Below are 23,484 nucleotides of genomic sequence, written 5' to 3'. Positions count from 1 at the left end.
CTAAAACGCGGCGGCCGATTCCGCTTCTCGGATCCTGACCGGTTCGCCGGGGGCGGGCGTGGCGGTCCTGCCGCGCGATCCCGACCCGGACGTCCCGGCGGCCCCGCCGTGCCTCACCGGGCGGGTGAGGATCTTGGCGACACAGGCGGGTATCGCGGCGCCCGTCTCGTGGCGGCGGGCGCGGTAGGCGCTCGGGGTCTCGCCGACCAGCTCGGTGAAGCGCGAGCTGAAGGAGCCGAGCGAGGTGCAGCCCACCGCGAAGCAGACCTCCGTCACGCTCAGGTCGCCCCGGCGCAGCAGGGCCTTCGCGCGTTCCACGCGGCGGGTCATCAGGTAGCTGTAGGGCGTCTCGCCGTAGGCGGCCCGGAAGCTGCGGGTGAAGTGGCCGGTCGACATCAGGGCGACCTTGGCCAGGGCCGGCACGTCCAGGGGTGACGCGTAGTCCCGATCCATGGTGTCCCGCGCGCGCCGCAGCCGTACCAGGTCCTCAAGGGTCACCCCACCAGCATCGCACGGCGCCGCGGGGGCGATCGCGGGCCTTACGTCGAGGACACTCTTGCAAGCGGCTGCTTGCAATAGTTAGCAGGAGCTGGCATGGTCGGAGCATGGCATCGCTCAACGTCGGCAATCTCGGTGAGTACCTCCGCGAACAGCGGCGGACCGCGCAGTTGTCCCTGCGTCAGCTCGCCGAGGCGGCCGGGGTGTCGAACCCGTACCTGAGCCAGATCGAGCGGGGGCTGCGCAAGCCCAGCGCCGAGGTGCTGCAGCAGGTCGCGAAGGCGCTGCGGATCTCTGCCGAGACGCTCTACGTGCGGGCGGGGATCCTCGACGAGAAGGAGCGGGACGACCTGGAGACGCGAGCCGTCATCCTGGCCGACCCCTCGATCAACGAGCGGCAGAAGCAGGTGCTGCTCCAGATCTACGACTCGTTCCGCAAGGAGAACGCCGCCGAGGCCGCGGCCGCCGCAGCGGCGACCGCCACGACGGCGACCGCCACCGAGAGCGCTCCGACGGTTCCCGCCGCGCCCGATGCCGGACCGACCACGAGCTAGTACACGTCACACCGGGAGGACCACCAGCATGGCCATCATCGACGAACTGCGTACCCCTCTCTTCTTCGCCGCCGGCACCGCCGACCTCGTCGCGCAGCAGGCCAGGAAGGTGCCCGGCCTGATCGAGCACCTCGCCGCCGAGGCGCCCGCCCGGATCGAGGCCGTACGGAAGACCGACCCGAAGGCCGTGCAGGAGAAGGTGACCGCGCAGGCCAAGGAGGCCCAGGCCACCGTGCAGTCGAAGTTCGCCGAGGTCGTCGGCGTCCTCGACACGGACCTGAAGAAGATCGGCGAGACGGCCCAGGACCTCGCCCTGCGCGGCGTCGGTGTCGCCGCCGAGTACGCAGTGAAGGCGCGCGAGAAGTACGAGGAGGTCGCCGCCCACGGCGAGGAGGCTGTGAAGGCCTGGCGGGGCGAGGTGGCCGAGGAGATCGTCGAGATCGCCGTCGTCGTCGAGCCCGGGACGGAGACCGACTCCGAGACCGGGACCAAGGCCGACGCGGGCGCGGACGCTTCCGTGACGGAGCCGGAGACCGCCGGCACCGATGCCGAGCCCACGGCGAGGAAGGCCTCCGCCAAGAAGACCACGGCCCGCAAGGCCACCGTCAGGAAGGCCGCCGCCGAGGACGTCGCCGCCGGGAAGGAGTAGGGCGGGGCACCAATACGGGTACCTGGTGCGTTGTACCGGGTACCTTGACCGCGAGGCGCTCTCTCTCCCATTTCACTAGGCGGTGCTCAGCATGTTGCGCGCGGGATTCGACTCCCTTCTCTTCCTGGTGATCTTCCTTGTCTTCACCGGCTTCGCCGTCGCCGCGCTCGTCTTCGCCGCGATGGCGCGCGAGGACGCCTACCGTGCCGCCGAGAAGCAGACGAAGAAGTTCTGGCTGATCATCCTGGGCATCAACCTCGTCCTGAACCTGCTGCTCCCGATGCTGTTCCTGCAGATCGCCGGGCTGATCGCGGCCATCGTGTTCATGGTGGACGTCCGCCCCGCCCTCGCGCAGGTCTCCGGCGGAGGCCGGGGCCGCCGCGGCGGCGGCTCCAGCAGCGACGGACCGTACGGCCCGTACAACGGCGGCCGGTAGCGACCGGCTCGCGCAAGCACCGGCCCATCGCGGTCGGCTCGCGCGAGTACGGCCGACTGCGGCCGGTTCGCGGGAGTACGGACGAGCGCGGCTGACTCGCGCAAGCACCGGACGAGCGCGGCCGGTTCGCGGGAGTGCCGGACGATCGCGGCCGGTTCGCCGGAGAAGAGGACGGACAGGGCCCGGGGGTTACCCCCGGGCCCTGTCCCTTTCCAGGGCCAGGACCGCGACGTCGTCGGTCAGTTCGCCGCCGTTGAGGGACCGGACCTCGGTGACGGCCGCCTCCAGGAGCTCCTCGCCGCGCAGGCCCGAGGTCAGCTGGCGGTTGATCATCGAGACCATGCCGTCCTGGCCGAGCCGGGGCGAGCCGGGGCCGGCGGAACGGCCCTCGATGAGACCGTCCGTGTACATGAGGAGGCTCCACGCGCCGCCCAGCTCCACCTGGCGGCGCGGCCAGCGGGCGCGCGGCAGCAGCCCGAGGGCCGGGCCGCCGTCCTCGTACGGCAGCAGGCTGGCCGCCCGGTCCTGCCGGGCGATCAGCGGGGAGGGGTGGCCGGCCAGGCAGAGGCCGGCCCGGCGCCCGTCGGGCGCGATGTCCACGGTGCAGAGGGTCGCGAAGATCTCCTCGCTCTCCCGCTCGTGCTCCAGGACCTGCTGCATGGTCGAGAGCAGCTCGTCCCCGCACAGGCCCGCGAAGGTCAGGGCCCGCCAGGCGATCCGCAGCTCGACCCCGAGCGCGGCCTCGTCGGGGCCGTGCCCGCACACGTCGCCGATCATGGCGTGGACGGTGCCGTCGGGCGTGCGGACGACGTCGTAGAAGTCGCCGCCGAGGAGCGCGCGGGAGCGGCCGGGGCGGTAGTGGGCCGCGAACCGGAGGTCGGAGCCCTCCAGGAGCGGGGTGGGGAGCAGTCCGCGTTCCAGCCGGGCGTTCTCCTGGGCCCGGAGGCGGGACTCGGCCAGTTTGACCTGGACGGCGTCGGCGCGCTTGCGCTCGACCGCGTACCGGATGGCCCGGCTGAGCAGTCGCCCGTCGAGCTCCTCGCGGAAGAGGTGGTCCTGGGCCCCGACCCGTACGGCCTCGGCGGCCAGCTCCGCGTCCGCCGATGCGGCGAGGGCGAGGACGGCGTGGCGCGGGGCGAGGCGGAGGATGTGCCGCAGGGGGGCGAGCGGGTCGTCGCCGGCCGCGGCCCGGGGGCCGGGCAGGGACAGGTCGACGAGGACGCAGTGGACGTCGTCGGTGAGGAGCCGCTCGGCCTCGGTGAGGTTGCGGGCGGTGCGGATGCGGACCCGGGTGCCCGCGGCGTCCGCCGCGTCGAGCAGTTCGGGCACGGCGAAGGCGCCCGCCGGGTCGTCCTCGACGACCAGGAGGGTGAGATCGGTGCGATCGGAGCGATCGGTGCCTGTGACGGTGACTGTGCCTGTCATAGCGGTGGCGTCCATAGGGGTGGCCTCGCCGGGTCCCGCAGTTGCAGAGACGATTCTCTGACGCGGTAGCGATACGGGCATCGGTCCGGTTTTCCTTCCCTCCCCCCGAGGGTGCGCAGGGCGCCGGGTGGCGTCCCGCCCGTCCCGGACCCTAGCGGTAGGGCGGTGCGCAGCGGAATGGTGATCGGAGTGTGAGCCCCCGTGGCGTCGTTGGCATATGCCGCGGATGGGGAGGTACTTGCCCCCACGGCCCGCCCGGAGGGCTCCGACGGCAATGAGAAACGTCACGCCATGCCGCCGCCCCCCACACCGGCCCCGCGCGTGCACTCCGTCACATCGACCGCGACACGCCCGCGGCCCGGCGGTGGCGCCCGTCACGTCCGGGGCTCCTCGGGCGGGGACTGCGTCGCGTACGGGGCTTCCTGGGCGGGACTGCGTCACGGCCGGGGCTTCCCGGGTGGCGGGCCGCGTCGCGGCCGGGCTCCTCGGGCGGCGGGCCGCGTCGCCTCCGGGGTTTCCGGGGCCGGAGGCTCACACCGGGCGGACGACTCCCAGGATGTCCATCGAGCCCGCGCCGGCGAGGGTCACGTTCCGGCCGGGGCGCGGCGCGTGCACGATCGCCCCGTTCCCGACGTACATGCCGATGTGGCTGGCGTCCTTGAAGTAGACGATCAGGTCGCCGGGGCGCATGTCCTTGATGGCCACGCGCGGCAGGAGCCGCCACTGCTCCTGGGAGGTGCGGGGGATGTCCGTGCCGGCCGCGCTCCAGGCGCTCTGGGTCAGCCCGGAGCAGTCGAACGTGCCCGGTCCCTCGGCGCCCCACTCGTACGGCTTGCCGATCTGGGCCGTCGCGAACGCGATCGCCCGCTTGGCCTCGGGCGTCGTGTCGGCCTTCAGGCCGGCGAGGACGCCGGTGCCGAGCCAGGTCGTCTGGGCGCGGTACTGCGCCTGTTCCTCCAGGCGCCGCAGCCGCGCCCGCTCCTCCGCGGCGAGTTCGGACTCCAGCTTCTTGGCCGCGGCGATCTTGTCGTTGATCTCCTGCTTGGCCTTGGCCTGCCGGACGCGGTTGGCCTCCAGCTTGGTCCAGTTCTCGCCGGCGTCCTTGGCGTAGAGGTCCAACTGGGCCTGGGTGCGGTTCAATTCGCCGAGGAGGTCCGTGGTGGCCTTCGCCCCGGCCTTGAGGCGGCCCGCGTTGTCGAGGAAGAGCTGCGGGTCGTCGGTGAGCACGAGCTGCGCGCCGTCGGGGAGCCCGCCGTTGCGGTACTGCGCGCGGGCGGCGGCGCCCGCCCTGGCCTTGAGCGCCTCGATCTTCGTGCGGCCGGCCACGATCAGCTGGGCGACCTGGACGATCTCGGCGGACTGCTCCTTCGTCTTCTCCTCGGCGAGGTTGTACGCGTCGGTGGCGGCGGCGGCCTGCCGGTACAGGACCTCTATCTCCTTGCGCACCTCCTCCAGGCTCTTCTTCGGCGGCGGAGGCGGGAGCGGCGAGGCGGACGCCTGGAGGGTGAGCGCGGGCGAGGCCAACACGGTCAGGGCGCAGATCAGGGTGATCGCGGCAGTGGCGTGGCGGCGTCGATTCACGAGCTCCCCCTCGAGTGAACAGATCTGATTTACCGTCAGTAACTTGTCGGTGACCTTGGCGATAGTGCCATGCGAAACCGGAAAGCAACAGGGGAAACCGGGGCCTGTCGGGCCCGTTCCCCCCACGGGGGACGGCTGATGGGGGCGCGACGTTCCCGACGTACGGGAAATTCGACGGGAGTCGGGGAATCCGAGTGAATCCCAAGGGGCCGAAAGGGGCCGAAGGGAGCCCAAAGGAGCCGAGGGGAGCCGAGGGGAAGCGTGGAGTCCCGAGCGGTTCCGAGCGCCTCGATGCGGTCCGGAGCGCTTGGAATCACCCGATCACCGGCCCTCCGTCACCCGCGTGGCGCCAGCGCCTCCCACCGCACCGTCACCTCTCCCTGCCGCCACCGCCGGGGCCCGTCCGCGAGGGGCCAGTCGGCGGCCAGGTCGCGGACGGAGCGGATCCAGCGCTGACGCGCGCCGAGGGAGGCGTACGGGGCGGCCGCGGCCCACGCGCGGTCGAAGTCCCGCAGGAAGGCGTGCACCGGTTCGCCGGGCACGTTGCGGTGGATCAGCGCCTTCGGCAGCCGCTCCGCCAGGTCCGAGGGCCGGTCGAGCGAGCCGAGCCGGGTCGCGAAGGTCACCGTGCGGGGCCCGCCCGCGTCGAGCGCCACCCACACGTGCCGGCGGCCGATCTCGTCGCAGGTGCCCTCCACGAGCAGTCCGCCGGGCGCGAGCCGCCCGCAGAGCCGCGCCCACACGGCCGCGACCTGCTCCTCGTCGTACTGCCGCAGGACGTTCGCCGCCCGGATCAGGGCGACCCGGCCGGGCACCGGCACCTCGAAGCCGCCGTGCACGAAGGTGAGGCCCTCGTGCTCGTACGGCTTCGCGGCCTCGACCCGGGCCGGTTCGATCTCGATGCCGTACAGCCGGGTGCGGGGGTCGGCGGTGCGCAGGCGGGCGAGGAGCTCCACGGCGGTCCAGGGGGCGGCCCCGTACCCGAGGTCGACGGCGAGCGGCGGCTCGGGGGAGCGGCGCAGGGCGGGGCCGTGGACGGCGGCGATCCAGCGGTCCATGCGGCGCAGCCGGTTGGGGTTGGTGGTCCCGCGGGTCGGTGTGCCGACGGGGCGGGTGGTGCGCGGGGCCATGCCCTGAGCGTACGGGGTGGGTGGAGGGCGCCCATGGCCGTACCCCGGGTCCGACCGTTCCGGGCCTGACGCGGTCCCGCCCGGCCTGACGCGACCCTGCCTGTCCTGAGGCGGTCCCGCCCGGCCCTGACGCGGCCCTGCCCGGCCTGACGCGGTCCTGCCCGGCTCCCGCCCCGGCCGCGCCCCGGCAACGAATTGGCAAAACGCCCGGCCTCCGGAAATGAAAGGGGCCATTCCGGTGTTGTCGCGGCTGGAGGGCGTAGCACGCCCTCCTGGAGTCGTGCCCGAGAGGAGCTCGATCCCGGATCGACCCGGTCCCACCCCGGGGCGTCCCGGTCGGTCCCGATCGACCCGGCTCCATCCCGGCCGACCCCGGTCGGCCCGGCTCCACCCCAGCTCAGCCCGTCAGCTCAGCCCCCGAGCGGAAGGACCGCCGACGTGAGCCAGTACGTGTCCCGGTTCGCCGGCACCCGGCACCGGCACCCGGCGCCTGCCAGGCTCCGGCTCCCCGGCCGGAACCGCACCCCGCGGCGGGTGGCCATGCTCAGCGTCCACACCTCCCCGCTGCACCAGCCGGGCACTGGCGACGCGGGCGGCATGAACGTCTACATCGTCGAGCTGGCCAAGCGCCTCGCCGCCATCGACATCGAGGTGGAGATCTTCACCCGGGCCACCACCGGCGGGCTCGCGCCGGTCGTCGAGCTCACCCCCGGCGTGCTCGTACGGCACGTGGACGCGGGCCCGTACGAGGGCCTGGCCAAGGAGGAGCTGCCGGCCCAGCTCTGCGCCTTCACGCACGGCGTGATGCAGGCGTGGGCGGGGCACCGCCCCGGGCACTACGACCTCGTCCACTCCCACTACTGGCTCTCCGGCCACGTCGGCTGGCTCGCCGCCGAGCGCTGGGGCGTCCCGCTCGTCCACGCCATGCACACCATGGCGAAGGTCAAGAACGCGGCGCTCGCCGAGGGCGACACGCCCGAACCCGCCGCCCGCGTCATCGGCGAGACGCAGATCGTCTCCGCCGCCGACCGGCTGATCGCGAACACGGCCGAGGAGGCCGACGAGCTCTCCCGCTTCTACGACGCCGACCCCGGCAAGATCGCCGTCGTCCACCCGGGCGTGAACCTCGACCACTTCCGCCCCGCGGACGGCCGGGCCGCCGCCCGCGCCCGGCTCGGCCTCCCGCAGGACGCCTTCGTCCCGGTCTTCGCCGGCCGGATACAGCCGCTGAAGGCCCCGGACATCCTGCTGCGGGCGGCCGCCCTGCTCCTGGACCGGGACCCCTCGCTGCGCTCCCGCATGGTCGTCCCGGTGGTCGGCGGTCCCAGCGGCAGCGGTCTGGCCAAGCCGGAGCAGCTGCAGAAGCTGGCCGCCCGGCTCGGCATCGCGGACGTCGTGCGCTTCCACCCGCCGGTGGGGCAGGACCGGCTCGCGGACTGGTTCCGCGCGGCCAGCGTCCTCGTCATGCCCTCGTACAGCGAGTCCTTCGGGCTCGTCGCGATCGAGGCGCAGGCGGCCGGCACGCCGGTCGTCGCGGCGGCGGTCGGAGGTCTGCCCGTCGCCGTACGGGACGACGTGACCGGCTTCCTCGTCCAGGGCCACGACCCGGCGGACTACGCCCGGGCGCTCGGCCGGTTCGCGGCGGACCCGGCACTGTCGGCCCGGATGGGCGCGGCGGCGGCCCGGCACGCCGGCTCCTTCGGCTGGGACACGGCCGCCTCGGGCACGGCGGACGTGTACACGGCCGCCATGCACGACCACCGGCTGCGCGAGAACCGCCGTCGCGTACGCTCGCACCATGGCTGAGGACGTTCGGCGGATCATCGAGGACACGTTCAACGACGCCGAGCTGGAGTGGGAGTCCCCGGAGCCCGGCTCGTACGTCGTGAAACTCCCGGGCACGCGCAAGCTGTTCACCACGCTCTCGCTCCGGGTGGGGCGCCACTCCCTCTCGCTGAACGCCTTCGTGATCCGCCACCCGGACGAGAACGAGGCCGGCGTCCACCGTTGGCTGCTCGAACGCAACCTCAAGCTGTACGGGGTGGGTTACGCGGTCGACGGCCTCGGCGACGTCTACCTGGCCGGCAAGCTCCCCCTCTCCGCCGTCACCCCCGACGAACTCGACCGGCTGCTCGGCTCCGTCCTGGAGGCCTCGGACGGCGACTTCAACACGCTCCTGGAACTGGGCTTCGCCTCGGCAATCCGCCGCGAGTACGAGTGGCGGGTCTCGCGCGGGGAGTCGACCCGCAACCTCGACGCGTTCAGGAACCTGACCCAGAAGCCCACGAACTGACCCGACACGCGCGGCCCGGCCCCGGCCCGGGACCGCCTGGGCGTTCCGGTAGCGGCGCCCGGTCCTCAGCCCGGGGTGCCGGGTCGTTCCGGTAGCGCCCGGTCCTTGGCCCGGGCACGGTCCTCAGCCCGGGGTGACCGGGTCGTTCCGGTAGCGGCCCGGGGTCGTGCCGAACTCGCGGCGGAAGGCGTGCGAGAGGGCGTACGGCGAGGCGTAGCCGACGCGGCGGGCGACGGTGGCCAGCGGCTCGCGGGTGTCCCGGAGCAGGGCGGCGGCGCGGGTCAGCCGCCACCAGGTGAGGTACGCCATCGGGGGCCTGCCCACGAGGGCGGTGAACCGGCGGGCCAGGGTGGGGCGGGAGACGCCCGCCTCGGCCGCGAGCCGGTCGACGGTCCAGGGGGCGGCCGGGTCGGAGTGCAGCGCGCGCAGCGCCGCCGCGGCCACCGGGTCGCCCAGGACGGCCGGCCACCCTCCGGTCGTGCTCCCGGCCATCCAGGACCGGATCATGTAGACGAACAGCAGGTCGAGCAGGCTCGGGAGCGCGAGGGACGAGCCGGGCCGCTGCGCGTCCAGCTCTCCCCCCAGCAGGCCGATGGCGGCCCGGAGCTCGGGGCCGCCGCCGTGACCGGGCAGGTGGACGAGCGGCGGAAGCTCCGCGAGCAAGGGGTGCGCGTGGCTGCGGTCGAGGCGGTACTTGCCGCAGAGCATCTCGACCTCGCGCGCGCCGTCGTGGAGAGCGTCGGCTTCGGGTGCCACGGCTTCGGACGGGACGTCGTGGAGGGCGTCGGTCTCGCGTGCCGTGGCTTCGCGCGCGCCGTCGTACGCCCGCGGCGGGCGCGGGAGGTTCTCGTCGGCCCACCGGGCGAAGGACGCCGCCCGTGCCACCGTCGCCGCGTCGGCGGGCGCGTCGGCGATGACGTGCCCGGTGCCGTGCGGCAGCAGCACCGCGTCCCCGGCGCCGAGCGCGACCGGTTCGCCGCCGTCGGGCAGCAGCCAGCAGCTCCCCCGCAGCACGACGTGGAAGCCGGCCCCGTCGTACGGATCGAGCCGCGCGCACCAGCGGCCGCCGACCCGCACCCGCTCCGAGAACGGCTGCCCGACGCGTACGGCCGCGATCGCGTCGCTCACCACGTCCACCATGTCCGGGAGCGTACCCCCGGCCACCGCACCGGGGTTGAGCTTCTCGCGTATCAGGAAGAGCGGAAAGAACATTGAGAGGCTCGACCGCTCCTCCCTACTGTCGGTCGCATGACGAACGAGAGCGCACAGAGCATCGTCCTGGGGGACGTCGAGGTCATCCGGATCGTCGAGTGGCAGGGGCCGTTCGCGCCCGCTCGCACCCTCGTGCCGGACGCCGGGGCGCAGGTGTGGAAGGACAACGAGGAGTGGCTGGCGCCGGGCCACTGGACGCCGGACACCGACGACGCGGTGATGGCGCTGCAGAGCTGGGTGCTGCGCAGCGGCGGCCGGACCGTCCTGGTGGACACCGGGGTGGGCGACGGGCGCGAGCGGCCGCACTCGCCGCACTTCCACCGGCGGCGGGACGGCTTCGTCGGCCGTCTGGAGCGGGCGGGCGTCCGGCCCGAGGACGTCGACGTCGTCGTCAACACCCATCTGCACGCGGACCACGTCGGCTGGAACACGTACGACGAAGGAGGGGAGTGGGCGCCCACGTTCCCGAACGCCCGGTACCTCCTCCCGGCCGCCGACGACTTCCACTTCGGCCCGGAGAACGCGTACGGCGCCGGCCGTCAGGAGGAGGACCGGCTCGTCTACGAGGACAGCGTGGCGCCCGTACACCGCGCGGGTCTGGTCACGCTCTGGGACGGGACCCACCGCATCGACGAGAACCTCGTCCTGGAGTCCGCGCCCGGTCACACCCCCGGCTCCGCCGTCCTGCGGCTCGCCTCCGGGACCGAACGCGCGGTCTTCGTCGGAGACCTCCTCCACAGCCCCGTGCAGATCCTCGACCCCGCACACGCCAGCTGCTTCTGCCTGGACCCCGCCCGCGCCGCGACCAGCCGCCGCCGGATCCTCGAAAGGGCCGCGGACGAACGGGAACTGGTCGTGCCCGCGCACTTCGGCGGGGCGGGCGCCGCCGAAGTGCGCAGGCAGGGGCAGGGGTTCGCCGTGGCGGGGTGGGCGGCCTACGACACCGACCGCATGAGGCGCTGACGGGGGACGACATCAGGCGCCGACACCAACCGCATCAGGCGCTGACGGAAGGCGACTTCCCGGTGTCCTTGCCGTCCACGTCCACGTCCGTGAGACCGGCGAGCTCCGTGCGGTCGCCGAGGCCGACGAGCTCCGTGCGGTCCGTGACGGCCAGCTCCGCAGGGCCCGTGAGGTCGGCGAGTTCCTTGCGGTCCGTGAGATCGATGAGGTCCGTGAGGTCGGCGAGTTCCTTGCGGTCCGTGAGCTTCGGGAGGTCGGGCTCCTCGGTGAGGGCCTTCCGCAGCCGGGTGAAGTAGCCGACGGCGGCGACGACGCCGATCGCGGCCGTCGCCGCCCACAGGACGTCGGGGCCGGGGCCGTCGACGATCGCGCCGGCGCCGATCGGGGCGACGAAACCGGCGACGGCCCAGGACATGCCCATCACGCCCTGATAGCGGCCCCGGGCGTGCTCGGGGGCGAGGCGGGCGGTGGCGGCGGCGTTCGTCGGGACGTGGATCATCTCGCCGATGGTCCAGACGACCACCGTCGCGGCGAAGGCGACGGAGGAGCCGGCGAGCGCGGTGGCGCCCGTGCCCAGCGCGAAGAGGAGGGAGGAGAGGCTCAGCAGGACGACGGGGGAGCGCTTGTCGGTCAGCTTGTTGACCAGCAGCTGGAAGCCGACGATCACGATGCCGTTGACGGCGATGACGACGCCGTACGCGGACGGGGCCAGGCCCTGGCCGGCCATCGTCAGGGGCAGACCGATCCAGGGGGCGGTGAAGACGAGACAGACGAGGAGGTTCAGCAGCACGAGCGTGCGGAACGGAGCGTCGCGCAGCACGGTCAGCATGCTGACCTTCTCCTCGGCGACCGGTTCGCCCGAGAGGTCGGTGCGGCTCTCGGGACGGGTCTCCGGGAGGCGGAGGAAGACGATGACGGCGCACAGGGTGGTGGCGACGGCGTCGACGACGAAGAGGGTGCGGTAGCCGAGGAAGGTCGCGGCGCCGCCGCCGATGGCGGCGATGGCGAAGCCGAGGTTGAGGGCCCAGTAGTTGAGGGCGTAGGCCCGGCGCACGTCGTGGGCGGGGACCATGTCGGCGATGGCGGCGTTGATGGAGGGCCGGACGGCCTGCATGGCGACGCCCATGAGGAGCACGACCGCGGCGATGCCCCAGGCGCTGGTGACGAAGGCCAGCGCGGCGGCGCAGGAGGCGGCCGCCAGGTGCATCGTGATCATGGTGGGGCGCCGGCCCCAGCGGTCGGTGAGCGCGCCGCCGAGCGGCGAGCCGGCGACGCCGCCGAGGCCGTGCAGGGCGACGACGAGACCGGCGAACCACGCGGAGTGCCCGAGCTCGACCGTCAGATAGAGGGAGAGGAACGTCAGGACGAAGGCCCCGGTCCGATTGACGAGGGTCGACAGCCAGAGCCACCAGAATCCCCGGGGGAAGCCGGACACGGTCGTACGGGCTGATCGTCTGAGCGAAGCGATGGTCATGTGTGGCGGTCCCCTGCTGTGCGTAAGCCCTGCATACGGCTCTCGTAACTTACGCATCTCATACGCCGGACGCCAACGGATTGACGACGCGCGTCAATCGTCAGCGGTCGATTAGGCTCGTACGCATGGCCGACGCACCGTACAAGCTGATCCTCCTCCGCCACGGCGAGAGCGAGTGGAACGAGAAGAATCTGTTCACCGGATGGGTGGACGTGAACCTCACCGCGAAGGGTGAGAAGGAGGCGACGCGCGGCGGCGAGCTGCTCAAGGACGCCGGCCTGCTCCCCGACGTGCTGCACACCTCCCTCCAGAAGCGCGCGATCCGCACGGCGCAGCTCGCCCTCGAGTCGGCCGACCGCCACTGGATCCCGGTCAACCGCTCCTGGCGTCTGAACGAGCGCCACTACGGCGCCCTCCAGGGCAAGGACAAGGCCCAGACCCTCGCCGAGTTCGGCGAGGAGCAGTTCATGCTGTGGCGCCGCTCCTACGACACCCCGCCGCCGGCGCTCTCCGACGACAACGAGTACTCGCAGGCCCACGACGCCCGCTACGCGACGATCCCCCCGGAGCTGCGCCCGCAGACCGAGTGCCTCAAGGACGTCGTCGAGCGCATGCTCCCCTACTGGTACGACTCCATCGTCCCGGACCTCCTCGCCGGCCGCACCGTCCTCGTCGCCGCCCACGGCAACAGCCTCCGCGCCCTCGTCAAGCACCTCGACGGCATCTCCGACGCCGACATCGCCGGCCTCAACATCCCCACCGGCATCCCGCTCTCCTACGAGCTCGACGAGAACTTCAAGCCTCTCAACCCCGGCGGCACCTACCTCGACCCCGACGCGGCCGCCGCCGCCATCGAGGCCGTGAAGAACCAGGGCAAGAAGTAGCCCCGGCGTAGCGCAGTCACCTTCGGCCCCCTGTCCGCCGGTTCTCGGTGGGTGGGGGGCCCGGTGTCGTTCCGGGGTGTCGTCATCCACCGCCCTGGGCAGGTCTTCACCCCGTAGCCGTCCGGGGTCGGCCGGAAGGGTGAGGGCGAAACCTTCCGGCTGTGGGGCGCCGCTTGGGGGGTGGGGCGAGGGGTTAGGGGTGGGGTGACCCTGGTCGTCTCCCTCTCCACCGAAACGAGAACCCTCGTGCGTCTCCGTCACTCCGTCGCCGCCGTCTGCGGCGCACTCGCCCTCACCGCCACTCCGGCCACTCCCGCGAACGCCACGACCGGTGACTTCTCCTACCGGTTCGTCGGCATCAGCGGCGACCGGCAGTGGGTCACGCTGCACGACCCGGCGAGCGGCGTGTGCGTCACGATCCCGGAGGCCGCCGACCCGGGTTCCTCCGCGCCCGCCTTCGCGCCGCACAACGACACGGACGACTTCGCGGTCGTCTACACCGGGTCCGACTGCACGGGTGACTCCTGGACCCTGCGCCCCCACGGCCGCCCGGCCACGGACCGCCTGACGCTCCGTTCGGTGGTCTTCGTCCGCTAGCGGGGACGAGAGGGACAGCCCTCGGCCCAGCCCGGGGGCGGTGCTCATCTCAGGGATCAGCCCTCAGCCCCGGGGCCGGTGCTCAGCCTCCGAGGGGTCGGTCCTCAGCCCCCGGGGCCGGTCCTCAGAAGTCCTCGCACGCCTTGTCGCGGAAGTCGGCCAGGGAGACCGTCCTGACCTCGTCCCCCCTCTCGTACCGCACCTGACCGGGTACGAGCTTCGCCAGGTCGGCCGTCGTGAAGTGGACCGGTCCCGAGGACCAGGAGTTGTCCTCGGTGGAGCCGGAGAGGGCGTACACCTGTCCGGGAACGAGCCGGCCGGGGGTCTTCCCCGCCGTCCAGCCGTCGGCGGGGGAGACCAGCGACCAGCTGGTGGAGCCGGTGACCGGGGTGTCGTGGTCCCAGAAGGCCGTGGTCTCCGGGGTGCCGGGGTCGTCGCCCTCGTCGGGGTAGAGGAGCGCCCCGTCGATCCGGCCGTGGCACATCCGGATCATGCCCAGCGGTTCCCCGTCGGCCGTCACGGAGACGCCCGTGACCCCTCCGACGGGCACGGAGCAGCCCGCGAGCAGGGGGAGGACGGCGGCGGTCAGGAGGACGCGGTGCGGCCAGGCAGTCATGGGGATCAGCATGGCCCGGTCCGATATTCGCGGGCGGAACGCGCGATGAATCGTTACCGTCCGGCGCATGAGCACGCCCGGCACAAGCCCGTCAGACACCCCCGCCGCCTCCACGGACGGCCCCGCCACCTCCACGGTCACCCCCGTCGCCTCCACGGACGGCGCCGCCACCTCCACGGTCACCCCCGCCGCCTCCACGGACGGCGCCGCCACCTCCACGGTCACCCCCGTCGCCTCCCCGGACGGCGCCGCCTCCGGCCCGGGTGCGCCCGGCGCCGGTCCGGCCCTCCGGCTGGAGCCGGTCACCCCCGCCAACGTCGACGCCGCACTCGCCCTGCGCGTCCATCCCCATCAGGAGCACAACGTCGCGCCGGTCGTGAAGTCCCTCGCGGAGGCGTACGCCTTCGGGGACACGGCCTGGCCGCGCCTGGTCTTCGACGGCGACGAGCTCGTCGGTTTCGTGATGGCCTTCCTCGACATCCCGTGGAACGAGGAGAAGGACCCCGCCGACCGCCGCAGCGGCCTGTGGCGCCTCAACATCGCCGCCGCCGGACAGGGCAAGGGGTACGGGCGGTTCGCCGTCGAGGCCGTACGCGACGAGCTGGCGCGGCGCGGGGCGCGGCGGCTGTACGTGACCTGGGAGCCGGGCGAGGACGGGCCCGGCGAGTTCTACCGTCGGCTGGGTTTCCGTACGACCGGCGAGGTCAGCGGCGGCCAGACGGTCGGCGTACTGGACATCGGGTGAGCGGCGGGGCGGGGTGCGGTCGGCGCCGCGCCCCGCCCCGCCCCGGTCAGCCCGAGCAGCCCCCGCACTGGCACGGCGAGCCCGACTGGCAGCCGCAGCCACAGCCCGAGCCGCAGCCGCAGGCGCCGAGCACCGGCAGGAACACCGCCTCGCGCGGTGCCTCCGTGCCGGACTCGGTCGTCATCGGGGACATCGGGGATTCGGCCATGAGGGTCCCTCCCTTTCGAGGCGCGCGTCGCCTCCCCCCATTGCATGCCCACGCGCACGGGCGCATCAACGGCGCATCGAAGCCCGCGCGCCGATGCGCCCCCGCCGACCGCCCGCCACCGGCCCCGCGCCGGACCGGATCCCCAGGGACCGACGAATCGGATCCCCAGGGACCGACGAATCGGATCCCCAGGGACCGGCGGGCCGGATCCCCGCCCCCGCCCCGCCTCGTGGCTAGGCGCCCTCCACCGGGGCGTCCGCCGCCTGGAGTTCGTCGGCGTGCTCGCCGGTCACCAGGTAGACGACGCGCTTGGCGACGGAGACCGCGTGGTCGGCGAAACGCTCGTAGTAGCGGCCGAGCAGCGTCACGTCGACGGCCGTCTCGATGCCGTGCTTCCAGCGGTCGTCCATCAGGTGCTGGAAGAGCGTCCGGTGCAGCAGGTCCATCTCGTCGTCGTCCTGCTCCAGCTGGAGCGCCAGGTCGACGTCCTTGGTGATGATGACCTCCGCCGCCTTCGCCATCAGGCGCTGCGCCAGCTGTCCCATCTCCAGGATCGTCGCGTGGAGGTCCCGCGGCACCGCCGTGTCCGGGAACCGCAGCCGTGCCAGCTTCGCCACGTGCTGGGCCAGGTCGCCCGAGCGCTCCAGGTCGGCGCTCATCCGCAGCGAGGTCACCACGATCCGCAGATCCGTCGCGACCGGCTGCTGGCGGGCGAGCAGCGCTATCGCCCGCGCCTCCAGGTCGTGCTGGAGGTCGTCGACCTTCTGGTCGGCCGCGATCACGCTCTCCGCGAGCTTCAGATCCGCGTCGAGCATCGCCGTCGTGGCGCGCCCGATCGCCGACCCGACGAGTCGGGCCATCTCGACCAGGCTCTCGCCGATCGAGTCGAGTTCCTCGTGGTACGCGTCCCGCATGGTGTCCCTCTCTACGCAATGCTCCGGGGTCCGGGTGGGGCTCGGACCCCCACGTTGCCACGTTCGGCCCCCTACGCGTCCGGTTCCGACACCTGACGTGAACCGTCCCTTTCCCCCAGGTGAACTGTGGGCGACGCGCGCCACCACCGCCGCCGGGGCAAATGAACCACCCCCGTCTCCACGGTGAACTCTGGGCGACGACTGTTCGAGCAGCCACTCGGACGGCTGGGAGAGTGTCCGTCACCCCGCATAACCTTGAGGGCATGGACGTGAACGCGGCGGTCGCCGCATTGGCAGCGATCGCCGGAGTGTGCACCGGCGTGATCGCCATGTTGGCGTTCCGCTGGAGCGAACGCGACCACGCGCGCCCCACCCGTACCTCCCTGCACACCGACGCCGTGCTCCCGCCCGGCGTCGACACCGTGCTGTCCGTGCTGCGCTCCTCCGCGGTCGTCCTCGACGAGAGCGACTCCGTGGTGAAGGCCAGCTCGGCGGCGTACGCGCTCGGCCTGGTCCGGGGCGGGAAGCTGGCCGTCGAGCCCATGCTCAACATGGCCCGCGACACCCGACGCGACGGGGAGATACGGCAGGTCGAACTGGACCTGGCACGGCGAGGCACCGGACGCGGCGAGGCGCTCGCCGTCTCCGCCCGGGTCGCCCCGCTGGGCTCGCGGCTCGTGCTGCTCCTGGTCGAGGACCTCACGGAGGCCCGCCGCATCGAAGCGGTGCGGCGCGACTTCGTGGCCAACGTCAGCCATGAGCTCAAGACCCCGACGGGCGCGCTCTCGCTGCTCTCCGAGGCCGTCATGGACGCCTCGGACGACCCCGAGGCGGTCACCCGCTTCGCCGGCCGCATGCAGATCGAGGCGACCCGCCTCACCAACCTCGTACAGGAGCTCATCGACCTCTCCCGCGTGCAGAACGACGACCCGCTGGAGGACTCCGAGCCGGTGTCCGTGGACGAGCTCGTCGCCGAGGCGATCGACCGCTCCCGGCACACGGCCACCACCAAGCAGATCACCATGGCGTCCGGGGGGACCGCCGACCTGCGGGTCTGGGGCAGCCGCGGCCAGCTCGCCGCCGCCCTCGGCAACCTCGTCGAGAACGCCGTCAACTACTCACCCGCCCGCACCCGCGTCGGCATCGCGGCCCGCAAGATCGCCGCGCCCGGCGGCGACCTGATCGAGATAGCCGTCACCGACCAGGGCATCGGCATCCCCGACAAGGACAAGGAGCGCGTCTTCGAGCGCTTCTACCGCGTCGACCCGGCCCGCTCCCGCGCCACCGGCGGTACGGGGCTCGGCCTGGCCATCGTGAAGCACGTGGCCGCCTCGCACGGCGGGGAGGTCACCGTCTGGAGCACCGAGGGTCAGGGCTCCACCTTCACCCTGCGGCTGCCCGAGGCGGGCGTCGCACGGGACCGCCGGCCCGCCTCCTCCCCCACCCCAGATCTCATGACCGAACCGCTCCCCGCCCCGGAGGTCCTTCCGTGACCCGAGTGCTTGTCGTCGAGGATGAGGAATCCTTCAGCGACGCCCTGTCGTACATGCTCCGCAAGGAGGGCTTCGAGGTCGCCGTCGCGGCGACCGGGCCCGACGGCCTCGACGAGTTCGAGCGCAACGGAGCCGACCTCGTCCTCCTCGACCTGATGCTTCCGGGGCTTCCCGGTACCGAGGTCTGCCGCCAGCTGCGCGGACGCTCGAACGTCCCGGTCATCATGGTGACCGCCAAGGACAGCGAGATCGACAAGGTCGTCGGCCTGGAGATAGGGGCCGACGACTACGTGACGAAGCCCTTCTCCTCGCGCGAGCTGGTCGCCCGCATCCGCGCGGTGCTCCGCCGCCGCGGCGAGCCGGAGGAGGTCACCCCGGCGGCCCTGGAGGCCGGCCCGGTCCGCATGGACGTCGACCGCCACGTGGTGACGGTCTCCGGGGGCAAGGTCGACCTGCCGCTGAAGGAGTTCGACCTCCTGGAGATGCTGCTGCGCAACGCGGGCCGCGTGCTCACCCGCATGCAGCTCATCGACCGCGTCTGGGGCGCCGACTACGTCGGCGACACCAAGACCCTCGACGTCCACGTCAAGCGCCTCCGCGCCAAGATCGAACCCGACCCCGGCGCTCCCCGCTACCTGGTGACCGTCCGCGGCCTGGGCTACAAGTTCGAGCCGTAGAGTCCGCCCGCGCGCGTACGCGAGAAGGGGCGCCCCCCGTACAGGGGGCGCCCCTTCCGTCGTGCGCGCGCCGCGGTCGGTGACCGGCGGCCGGGCGGATCGCGGTCGGTGACCGGCGGCCGTACGGGCCGGGGTCGGTGACCGGCGGCCGTGCGCGGACCGGGGTCAGTGACCGGCGGTCGTCGCCTCGCCCGAGGGCTCGGCGCCGTGCTCGCCTTCGCCCTCGCCGTGCTCGGCCTCGCCGGAGGCGGTCGCCGAAGCGGTGGGGGAGGCGCCCGGGGGAGCGGGGACGATGCTCGGGCCGAAGCCCTTGAAGTAGCCGCTCGCCGGGACGACGAAGGCGCTCAGGCTCACGTCGCCGGTCTTGCTCAGCTTGAAGACGACCTTCTGGGCGTCGCCGTTGCGGCCCTCGACGAGGCCGTTCTCGATGACGGCGGAGGCGTTGCCCTCGCCGCCGATGATGACGGACCCGAGCGCCGGGACGGTGATCGGGCCGGCGCCCTCGGCCGCCTTCAGCTTCACGACGCCGGCCGTACCCGGGAGGGTGATCGACTCGATGACCTGCGGCAGGCGGCCGTTGTTGAAGACGGTGGCCGAGACGACGGCCGGGCCCTTGACGCCGACCTCGGGCTGGGTGATCACCAGCGCGTTCTGGATCTTGACGTCGTCCACGGTGACGGCGGGGTTGTCCGGCCGCACTTCCAGCGTCTGCGCGTCGTTGCCCGCACCACAGGCGGACAGGGCGGCGATGGAGAACACGGTGACGGTGGCGGCGAGGGCGCCGCGTCGAAGGCTGCGGCTCACGGCGGCGGCATCTCCTAGGACGTACGGACGGGCGTGGGAACTAAAAAACAACTAAAGGCGTGTCAGCGCGCTTAGGTTACCGAGCCGCACTCTCCGTCCCGCACCCGACCCGCCCCTAACCGGACACGGGCGTCCGCCGAGCGCCCCGGCGCGCGCCCCGGAGGCGCCCCGAGGCGCACCCGGACGGGGCCCGCCGTCGCCGCCCGCCGTCCGGCCCTCGCCGCCCGCGGCGCGCCGCCCGCGCGGCCCCGGTGCCGCCGCCCGCGGCCCCGGTGCCGCCGCCCGCGGCCCCGGCGCGGCACCCCGGCTCCCCGCCGTCCGCGGCCCGACAGGCCGTGCGCCCCCGGCGCCCATCGCTCACCGTGGCCGGATCACGACCCATTGACCTGTTGTTCACATAACCGCCTTGATCAATTCGAGGGTCGTCGCGCATTACCCGGAGTCGTGCCTCCGGGAAATCCCCGACCCGGGTCGGCTGATCAATTACGGAATCACCCCCGGATGCATCCGTACGGGTGGACGATCCTCGAACGGAGTAGGTGAAGAAGGCCACTCCGAACCCGACAAAACGGGACATCGAGCCTGCCTTGAGGGGTCTCGGGTATGTGTAACGTGCGCGTTTCTCTGTGTCCGCACAGCCGCTCCGACCTGCGAATACCGTCTTCCGGAAGCCCTCCGCAGCACGTCCGTGATGCCGTTGTCAAGCCCCGAGATATGCCCTGACCTGCGAAAACGCCATTCAGAAGAAGCCGAATCCGTGTTACCCTGGATAGCCACGGAAGGGGTACCTGTCACATGACGTTCAAGGTTGGCGACACCGTGGTCTATCCCCATCACGGGGCCGCGCTGATCGAGGCCATCGAAACTCGCCAGATCAAAGGCGTGGACAAGACCTACTTGGTGCTCAAGGTCGCGCAGGGCGACCTGACTGTCCGCGTGCCTGCGGACAATGCGGAGTTCGTCGGAGTGCGCGACGTGGTCGGGCAGGACGGTCTCGACCGGGTCTTCGAGGTGCTGCGTGCGCCGTACGCCGAGGAGCCGACGAACTGGTCCCGCCGCTACAAGGCGAACCTCGAGAAGCTCGCCTCCGGCGATGTCATCAAGGTCGCCGAAGTGGTCCGCGACCTGTGGCGGCGCGAGCGCGAGCGCGGGCTCTCCGCAGGTGAGAAGCGCATGCTCGCCAAGGCTCGGCAGATTCTGGTGAGCGAGCTCGCCCTCGCGGAGAACACGAACGAGGACAAGGCCGAGGCTCTCCTCGACGAGGTCCTCGCGTCCTGAGCGTGCTCTGACGACGTCCGAGCGCGTGACCAAGTGAAGCGATGCCGCGGCGCCCGCTGGCGTGCTGTGATCCACACAGTGCCGTCGTCGGGCGCTGCGGCATGTCCGCGTACGCCTGCGGAGCGTACGCACAGCCGTACGCACACGGGAACGGACACGTGTGTGCACCGCTGAGAAAGAACCCGCACCCCCTGTTACGTCCGAACCCCTGTGCTCGGCGGCAACGCCTCGACCGTCGTCACGGAAAGGGCCCGGTCAAGGCGGAGCGTCCGGCACGGTGAGGCCATACCCATGTCGGCCGCGGAAACAAACCTGCCGGAGTGCAACCGATGTCAGACGAAGAGCGTCCTCCTCGTACCGCTGTGGTGATCCCGGCGGCCGGACGGGGCGTACGCCTCGGCCCGGGCGCCCCCAAGGCGCTGCGCGCGCTGAACGGGACCCCCATGCTCATCCACGCCGTCCGCGCGATGGCCGCCTCCCGCGCGGTCTCGCTGGTCGTCGTGGTCGCCCCCTCCGACGGCGCCGCCGAGGTCAAGAACCTCCTCGACGCCCACGCCCTCCCCGAGCGGACCGACTACCTGGTCGTGCCCGGCGGTGACACCCGCCAGGAATCCGTGCACCTCGGCCTGAAGGCGCTCCCCGAGGGCATCACCACGGTCCTCGTGCACGACGCCGCCCGCCCCCTCGTCCCCGTCGACACCGTGGACGCCGTCATCGAGGCCGTCCGCGACGGGGCCGTCGCCGTCGTCCCCGCGCTGCCCGTCGCGGACACCGTCAAGGAGGTCGAGCCGGCCGAGAGGCCCGGCGACCCCGAGCAGGTCGTCGCCACCCCGGTCCGTGCCCGCCTCCGCGCCGTCCAGACCCCCCAGGGCTTCGACCACGACACCCTGGTCAACGCCCACGCCACCATCGCCCTCGCCGGCGAGGGCGCCACCGACGACGCCGGCATGGTCGAGCGGCTCGGCGCGCCCGTCGTCGTCGTGCCCGGCCACGAAGAGGCCTTCAAGGTGACCCGCCCCCTCGACCTCGTCCTCGCCGAGGCCGTACTCGCCCGCAGGAGGGCCAACGATGGCTTCTGAGACCCCGCTCGTCCCCCGCACCGGCATCGGCACCGACGTCCACGCCTTCGAGAAGGGCCGCGAACTCTGGTGCGCCGGTCTCCTGTGGGAGGCCTCCGACAGTGACGGGTACGGCCTCGCCGGGCACTCCGACGGTGACGTCGCCGCCCACGCCGCCTGCGACGCGCTGTTCTCCGCCGCCGGAATCGGCGACCTCGGCGCCCACTTCGGCACCTCCCGGCCCGAGTGGTCCGGCGCCGCCGGCGTCACCCTCCTCGCCGAGGCCGCCCGGATCGTCCGCGCCGAGGGGTACGAGATCGGCAACATCGCCGTCCAGGTCATCGGCGTCCGCCCCAAGGTCGGCAAGCGCCGCGACGAGGCGCAGAAGGCCCTGAGCGAGGCGGCCGGCGCACCCGTCTCCGTCTCCGGCACCACCACCGACGGACTCGGCCTCACGGGACGCGCCGAGGGCCTCGCCGCCCTCGCGACCGCCCTCGTGTACCCCGTATCGCCCCGGCAGTCGTGAAAAACGTGCCCCGTCGCCGGGAATCGGGCGCGGGGCACTACCACACGCCCACTACCCTGGAGTGGTGACCATTCGCCTGTACGACACCAGCGCCCGGCAGATCCGTGACTTCACCCCGCTCACGCCGGGCTGCGTCTCGATCTACCTCTGTGGCGCCACCGTGCAGGCGGCCCCGCACATCGGCCACATCAGGTCGGGGCTGAACTTCGACATCATGCGCCGCTGGTTCGCGTACCGCGGCTACGACGTCACGTTCGTCCGCAACGTCACCGACATCGACGACAAGATCATCAGGAAGGGCGCCGAGCAGGGCCGCCCCTGGTGGTCCATCGGATACGAGAACGAGCGCGCGTTCAACGCCGGTTACGAGGCGCTCGGCTGCCTCCCGCCGACGTACGAGCCCCGCGCCACCGGTCACGTCCCCGAGATGATCGAGATGATGCAGGGGCTGATCGAGCGCGGCCACGCCTACGAGGCGGACGGCAGCGTCTACTTCGACGTGCGCTCCTTCCCCGGGTACCTGGAGCTGTCCAACCAGGACATCGACGACCTCCGCCAGCCCGACGAGGGCGTCTCCGGCAAGCGCGACCCCCGCGACTTCGCCATGTGGAAGGCGACCAAGCCTGGCGAGCCCGACTGGGAGACCCCGTGGGGCCGCGGCCGTCCCGGCTGGCACCTGGAGTGCTCGGCCATGGCGCACAAGTACCTGGGCTCCGCCTTCGACATCCACGGCGGCGGCCTCGACCTGATCTTCCCGCACCACGAGAACGAGATCGCCCAGGCCAAGGCCTTCGGCGACGACTTCGCCTCGTACTGGGTGCACAACGCCTGGGTCACCATGAGCGGCGAGAAGATGTCGAAGTCGCTCGGCAACAGCGTGCTGGTGTCCGAGATGGTGAAGAACTGGCGCCCCATCGTCCTCCGCTACTACCTGGGCACCCCGCACTACCGCTCGATGATCGAGTACAGCGAGGACTCCCTGCGCGAGGCCGAGTCGGCGTTCGCCCGCATCGAGGGCTTCGTCCAGCGCGCCACCGAGAAGGCCGGGGCGCCCGTCGCCCCCGCCGCCGAGGTGCCGCCGGCCTTCGCCGAGGCCATGGACGACGACCTGGGCGTGCCGCACGCGCTCGCGATCATCCACACCACCGTCCGCCAGGGCAACAGCGCCCTCGCCGCGGACGACAAGGACGAGGCCATCGCCCGCCTCGCCGAGGTCCGCGCCATGCTCGGCGTCCTCGGCCTGGACCCGCTCGACCCGCACTGGGCCGAGGAGACCGGTGGCGGCGAGGAGCTCCACGGCGCCGTCGACACCCTCGTACGGCTCGTGCTCCAGCAGCGCGAGTCGGCGCGCGAGCGCAAGGACTGGGCGACCGCGGACGCGATCCGCGACCAGCTCAACCAGTCCGGCCTCGCCATCGAGGACAGCCCCGACGGCCCCCGCTGGACGCTGGGCAACCGTTAGAAGACGT

General features: G+C 72.5%; 25 protein-coding genes. 15 read left to right on the top strand and 10 right to left on the bottom strand.

What is annotated here, in order from left to right; translation table 11 throughout:
• A complete protein-coding gene (locus tag AC067A_RS25045) occupies nt 1–453 on the bottom strand; it encodes a helix-turn-helix transcriptional regulator (RefSeq protein WP_479244772.1) in 453 nt (150 codons plus the stop codon).
• A gap of 152 nt (nt 454–605) precedes the next feature.
• Here AC067A_RS25045 and AC067A_RS25040 point away from each other — a divergent pair, with 152 nt between their 5' ends.
• From AC067A_RS25040 to AC067A_RS25030, 3 genes are all read left to right on the top strand, one after another.
• Nucleotides 606–1,052 (top strand): helix-turn-helix domain-containing protein, encoded by a 447-nt coding sequence (locus AC067A_RS25040; protein WP_479244712.1) that lies wholly within the window; start codon nt 606–608, stop codon nt 1,050–1,052.
• 28 nt (nt 1,053–1,080) lie between these two features.
• Nucleotides 1,081–1,701 carry a hypothetical protein gene (locus AC067A_RS25035; protein WP_479244711.1) on the top strand — a complete coding sequence of 207 codons (621 nt, stop codon included), beginning with the start codon at nt 1,081–1,083 and terminating at the stop codon, nt 1,699–1,701.
• Between the two features lie 91 nt (nt 1,702–1,792).
• On the top strand, nt 1,793–2,137 hold the full coding sequence (locus AC067A_RS25030) for a DUF2516 family protein (RefSeq protein WP_479244710.1): 345 nt from the start codon (nt 1,793–1,795) through the stop codon (nt 2,135–2,137).
• 189 nt (nt 2,138–2,326) lie between these two features.
• On the opposite strand, the gene AC067A_RS25025 is transcribed toward AC067A_RS25030, so the two are convergent.
• The 3 genes from AC067A_RS25025 to AC067A_RS25015 all read right to left on the bottom strand — a co-directional run bounded on the left by AC067A_RS25025 (nt 2,327) and on the right by AC067A_RS25015 (nt 6,273).
• Nucleotides 2,327–3,562 (bottom strand): PP2C family protein-serine/threonine phosphatase, encoded by a 1,236-nt coding sequence (locus AC067A_RS25025; protein ID WP_479244709.1) that lies wholly within the window; start codon nt 3,560–3,562, stop codon nt 2,327–2,329.
• A gap of 531 nt (nt 3,563–4,093) precedes the next feature.
• Complete coding sequence (locus tag AC067A_RS25020; RefSeq protein ID WP_479244708.1) at nt 4,094–5,143, bottom strand: C40 family peptidase; 1,050 nt, start codon at nt 5,141–5,143, stop codon at nt 4,094–4,096.
• A 335-nt stretch (nt 5,144–5,478) separates the two neighbouring features.
• Entirely contained in the window at nt 5,479–6,273 is a 795-nt protein-coding gene (locus AC067A_RS25015; RefSeq protein WP_479244707.1) for a class I SAM-dependent methyltransferase, read from the bottom strand.
• A 438-nt stretch (nt 6,274–6,711) separates the two neighbouring features.
• On the opposite strand from AC067A_RS25015, the gene mshA reads away from it, so the two are divergent.
• Together mshA and AC067A_RS25005 are read left to right on the top strand one after the other, a co-directional pair.
• Nucleotides 6,712–8,079 (top strand): D-inositol-3-phosphate glycosyltransferase, encoded by a 1,368-nt coding sequence (mshA, locus tag AC067A_RS25010; protein WP_479244706.1) that lies wholly within the window; start codon nt 6,712–6,714, stop codon nt 8,077–8,079.
• The gene (locus tag AC067A_RS25005) at nt 8,072–8,566 is read left to right on the top strand and encodes a type III secretion system chaperone family protein (protein WP_479244705.1); all 495 of its coding nucleotides are present in this window, start codon (nt 8,072–8,074) and stop codon (nt 8,564–8,566) included. The genes mshA and AC067A_RS25005 overlap by 8 nt, the downstream gene beginning before the upstream one ends.
• A gap of 123 nt (nt 8,567–8,689) precedes the next feature.
• On the opposite strand, the gene AC067A_RS25000 is transcribed toward AC067A_RS25005, so the two are convergent.
• Complete coding sequence (locus AC067A_RS25000; protein WP_479244771.1) at nt 8,690–9,703, bottom strand: AraC family transcriptional regulator; 1,014 nt, start codon at nt 9,701–9,703, stop codon at nt 8,690–8,692.
• Between the two features lie 111 nt (nt 9,704–9,814).
• Here AC067A_RS25000 and AC067A_RS24995 point away from each other — a divergent pair, with 111 nt between their 5' ends.
• Entirely contained in the window at nt 9,815–10,741 is a 927-nt protein-coding gene (locus AC067A_RS24995) for an MBL fold metallo-hydrolase (RefSeq protein WP_479244704.1), read from the top strand.
• Between the two features lie 34 nt (nt 10,742–10,775).
• On the opposite strand, the gene AC067A_RS24990 is transcribed toward AC067A_RS24995, so the two are convergent.
• Entirely contained in the window at nt 10,776–12,215 is a 1,440-nt protein-coding gene (locus AC067A_RS24990) for an MDR family MFS transporter (protein WP_479244703.1), read from the bottom strand.
• A gap of 125 nt (nt 12,216–12,340) precedes the next feature.
• Here AC067A_RS24990 and AC067A_RS24985 point away from each other — a divergent pair, with 125 nt between their 5' ends.
• Together AC067A_RS24985 and AC067A_RS24980 are read left to right on the top strand one after the other, a co-directional pair.
• Nucleotides 12,341–13,099, top strand: coding sequence for a phosphoglyceromutase (locus tag AC067A_RS24985; RefSeq protein WP_479244702.1), 759 nt, complete (start codon nt 12,341–12,343; stop codon nt 13,097–13,099).
• Between the two features lie 246 nt (nt 13,100–13,345).
• Nucleotides 13,346–13,696, top strand: coding sequence for a hypothetical protein (locus tag AC067A_RS24980; RefSeq protein WP_479244701.1), 351 nt, complete (start codon nt 13,346–13,348; stop codon nt 13,694–13,696).
• Between the two features lie 124 nt (nt 13,697–13,820).
• On the opposite strand, the gene AC067A_RS24975 is transcribed toward AC067A_RS24980, so the two are convergent.
• Complete coding sequence (locus AC067A_RS24975; protein ID WP_479244700.1) at nt 13,821–14,312, bottom strand: hypothetical protein; 492 nt, start codon at nt 14,310–14,312, stop codon at nt 13,821–13,823.
• Between the two features lie 292 nt (nt 14,313–14,604).
• Here AC067A_RS24975 and AC067A_RS24970 point away from each other — a divergent pair, with 292 nt between their 5' ends.
• Complete coding sequence (locus AC067A_RS24970) at nt 14,605–15,057, top strand: GNAT family N-acetyltransferase (RefSeq protein ID WP_479244770.1); 453 nt, start codon at nt 14,605–14,607, stop codon at nt 15,055–15,057.
• A gap of 46 nt (nt 15,058–15,103) precedes the next feature.
• Here the strand turns inward: AC067A_RS24970 and AC067A_RS24965 are convergent, their stop codons facing one another.
• Together AC067A_RS24965 and phoU are read right to left on the bottom strand one after the other, a co-directional pair.
• Entirely contained in the window at nt 15,104–15,265 is a 162-nt protein-coding gene (locus AC067A_RS24965; protein WP_479244699.1) for a hypothetical protein, read from the bottom strand.
• Between the two features lie 233 nt (nt 15,266–15,498).
• A complete protein-coding gene (phoU, locus tag AC067A_RS24960) occupies nt 15,499–16,179 on the bottom strand; it encodes a phosphate signaling complex protein PhoU (protein ID WP_033203724.1) in 681 nt (226 codons plus the stop codon).
• Nucleotides 16,180–16,442: 263 nt separating this feature from the next.
• On the opposite strand from phoU, the gene phoR reads away from it, so the two are divergent.
• Nucleotides 16,443–17,672, top strand: coding sequence for a two-component system sensor histidine kinase PhoR (gene phoR, locus AC067A_RS24955; protein ID WP_479244698.1), 1,230 nt, complete (start codon nt 16,443–16,445; stop codon nt 17,670–17,672).
• 5 nt (nt 17,673–17,677) lie between these two features.
• Complete coding sequence (gene phoP / locus AC067A_RS24950; RefSeq protein ID WP_465270246.1) at nt 17,678–18,349, top strand: two-component system response regulator PhoP; 672 nt, start codon at nt 17,678–17,680, stop codon at nt 18,347–18,349.
• Between the two features lie 165 nt (nt 18,350–18,514).
• On the opposite strand, the gene AC067A_RS24945 is transcribed toward phoP, so the two are convergent.
• On the bottom strand, nt 18,515–19,153 hold the full coding sequence (locus tag AC067A_RS24945) for a DUF461 domain-containing protein (RefSeq protein ID WP_479244697.1): 639 nt from the start codon (nt 19,151–19,153) through the stop codon (nt 18,515–18,517).
• Between the two features lie 795 nt (nt 19,154–19,948).
• On the opposite strand from AC067A_RS24945, the gene AC067A_RS24940 reads away from it, so the two are divergent.
• The 4 genes from AC067A_RS24940 to cysS all read left to right on the top strand — a co-directional run bounded on the left by AC067A_RS24940 (nt 19,949) and on the right by cysS (nt 23,477).
• Nucleotides 19,949–20,431 carry a CarD family transcriptional regulator gene (locus AC067A_RS24940; protein ID WP_003953493.1) on the top strand — a complete coding sequence of 161 codons (483 nt, stop codon included), beginning with the start codon at nt 19,949–19,951 and terminating at the stop codon, nt 20,429–20,431.
• A gap of 329 nt (nt 20,432–20,760) precedes the next feature.
• On the top strand, nt 20,761–21,510 hold the full coding sequence (gene ispD / locus AC067A_RS24935; RefSeq protein WP_479244696.1) for a 2-C-methyl-D-erythritol 4-phosphate cytidylyltransferase: 750 nt from the start codon (nt 20,761–20,763) through the stop codon (nt 21,508–21,510).
• Nucleotides 21,500–22,015, top strand: a complete 516-nt coding sequence (ispF, locus tag AC067A_RS24930) for a 2-C-methyl-D-erythritol 2,4-cyclodiphosphate synthase (protein ID WP_479244695.1) — start codon at nt 21,500–21,502, stop codon at nt 22,013–22,015. Before ispD ends, ispF begins: the two co-directional genes overlap by 11 nt.
• A 64-nt stretch (nt 22,016–22,079) precedes the next feature.
• Entirely contained in the window at nt 22,080–23,477 is a 1,398-nt protein-coding gene (gene cysS / locus AC067A_RS24925; RefSeq protein ID WP_479244694.1) for a cysteine--tRNA ligase, read from the top strand.
• Nucleotides 23,478–23,484: the final 7 nt, after the last annotated feature.

This window comes from Streptomyces sp. NPDC043176, assembly GCF_056436715.1.
This window is presented reverse-complemented; position numbering and strand designations above follow the sequence as displayed.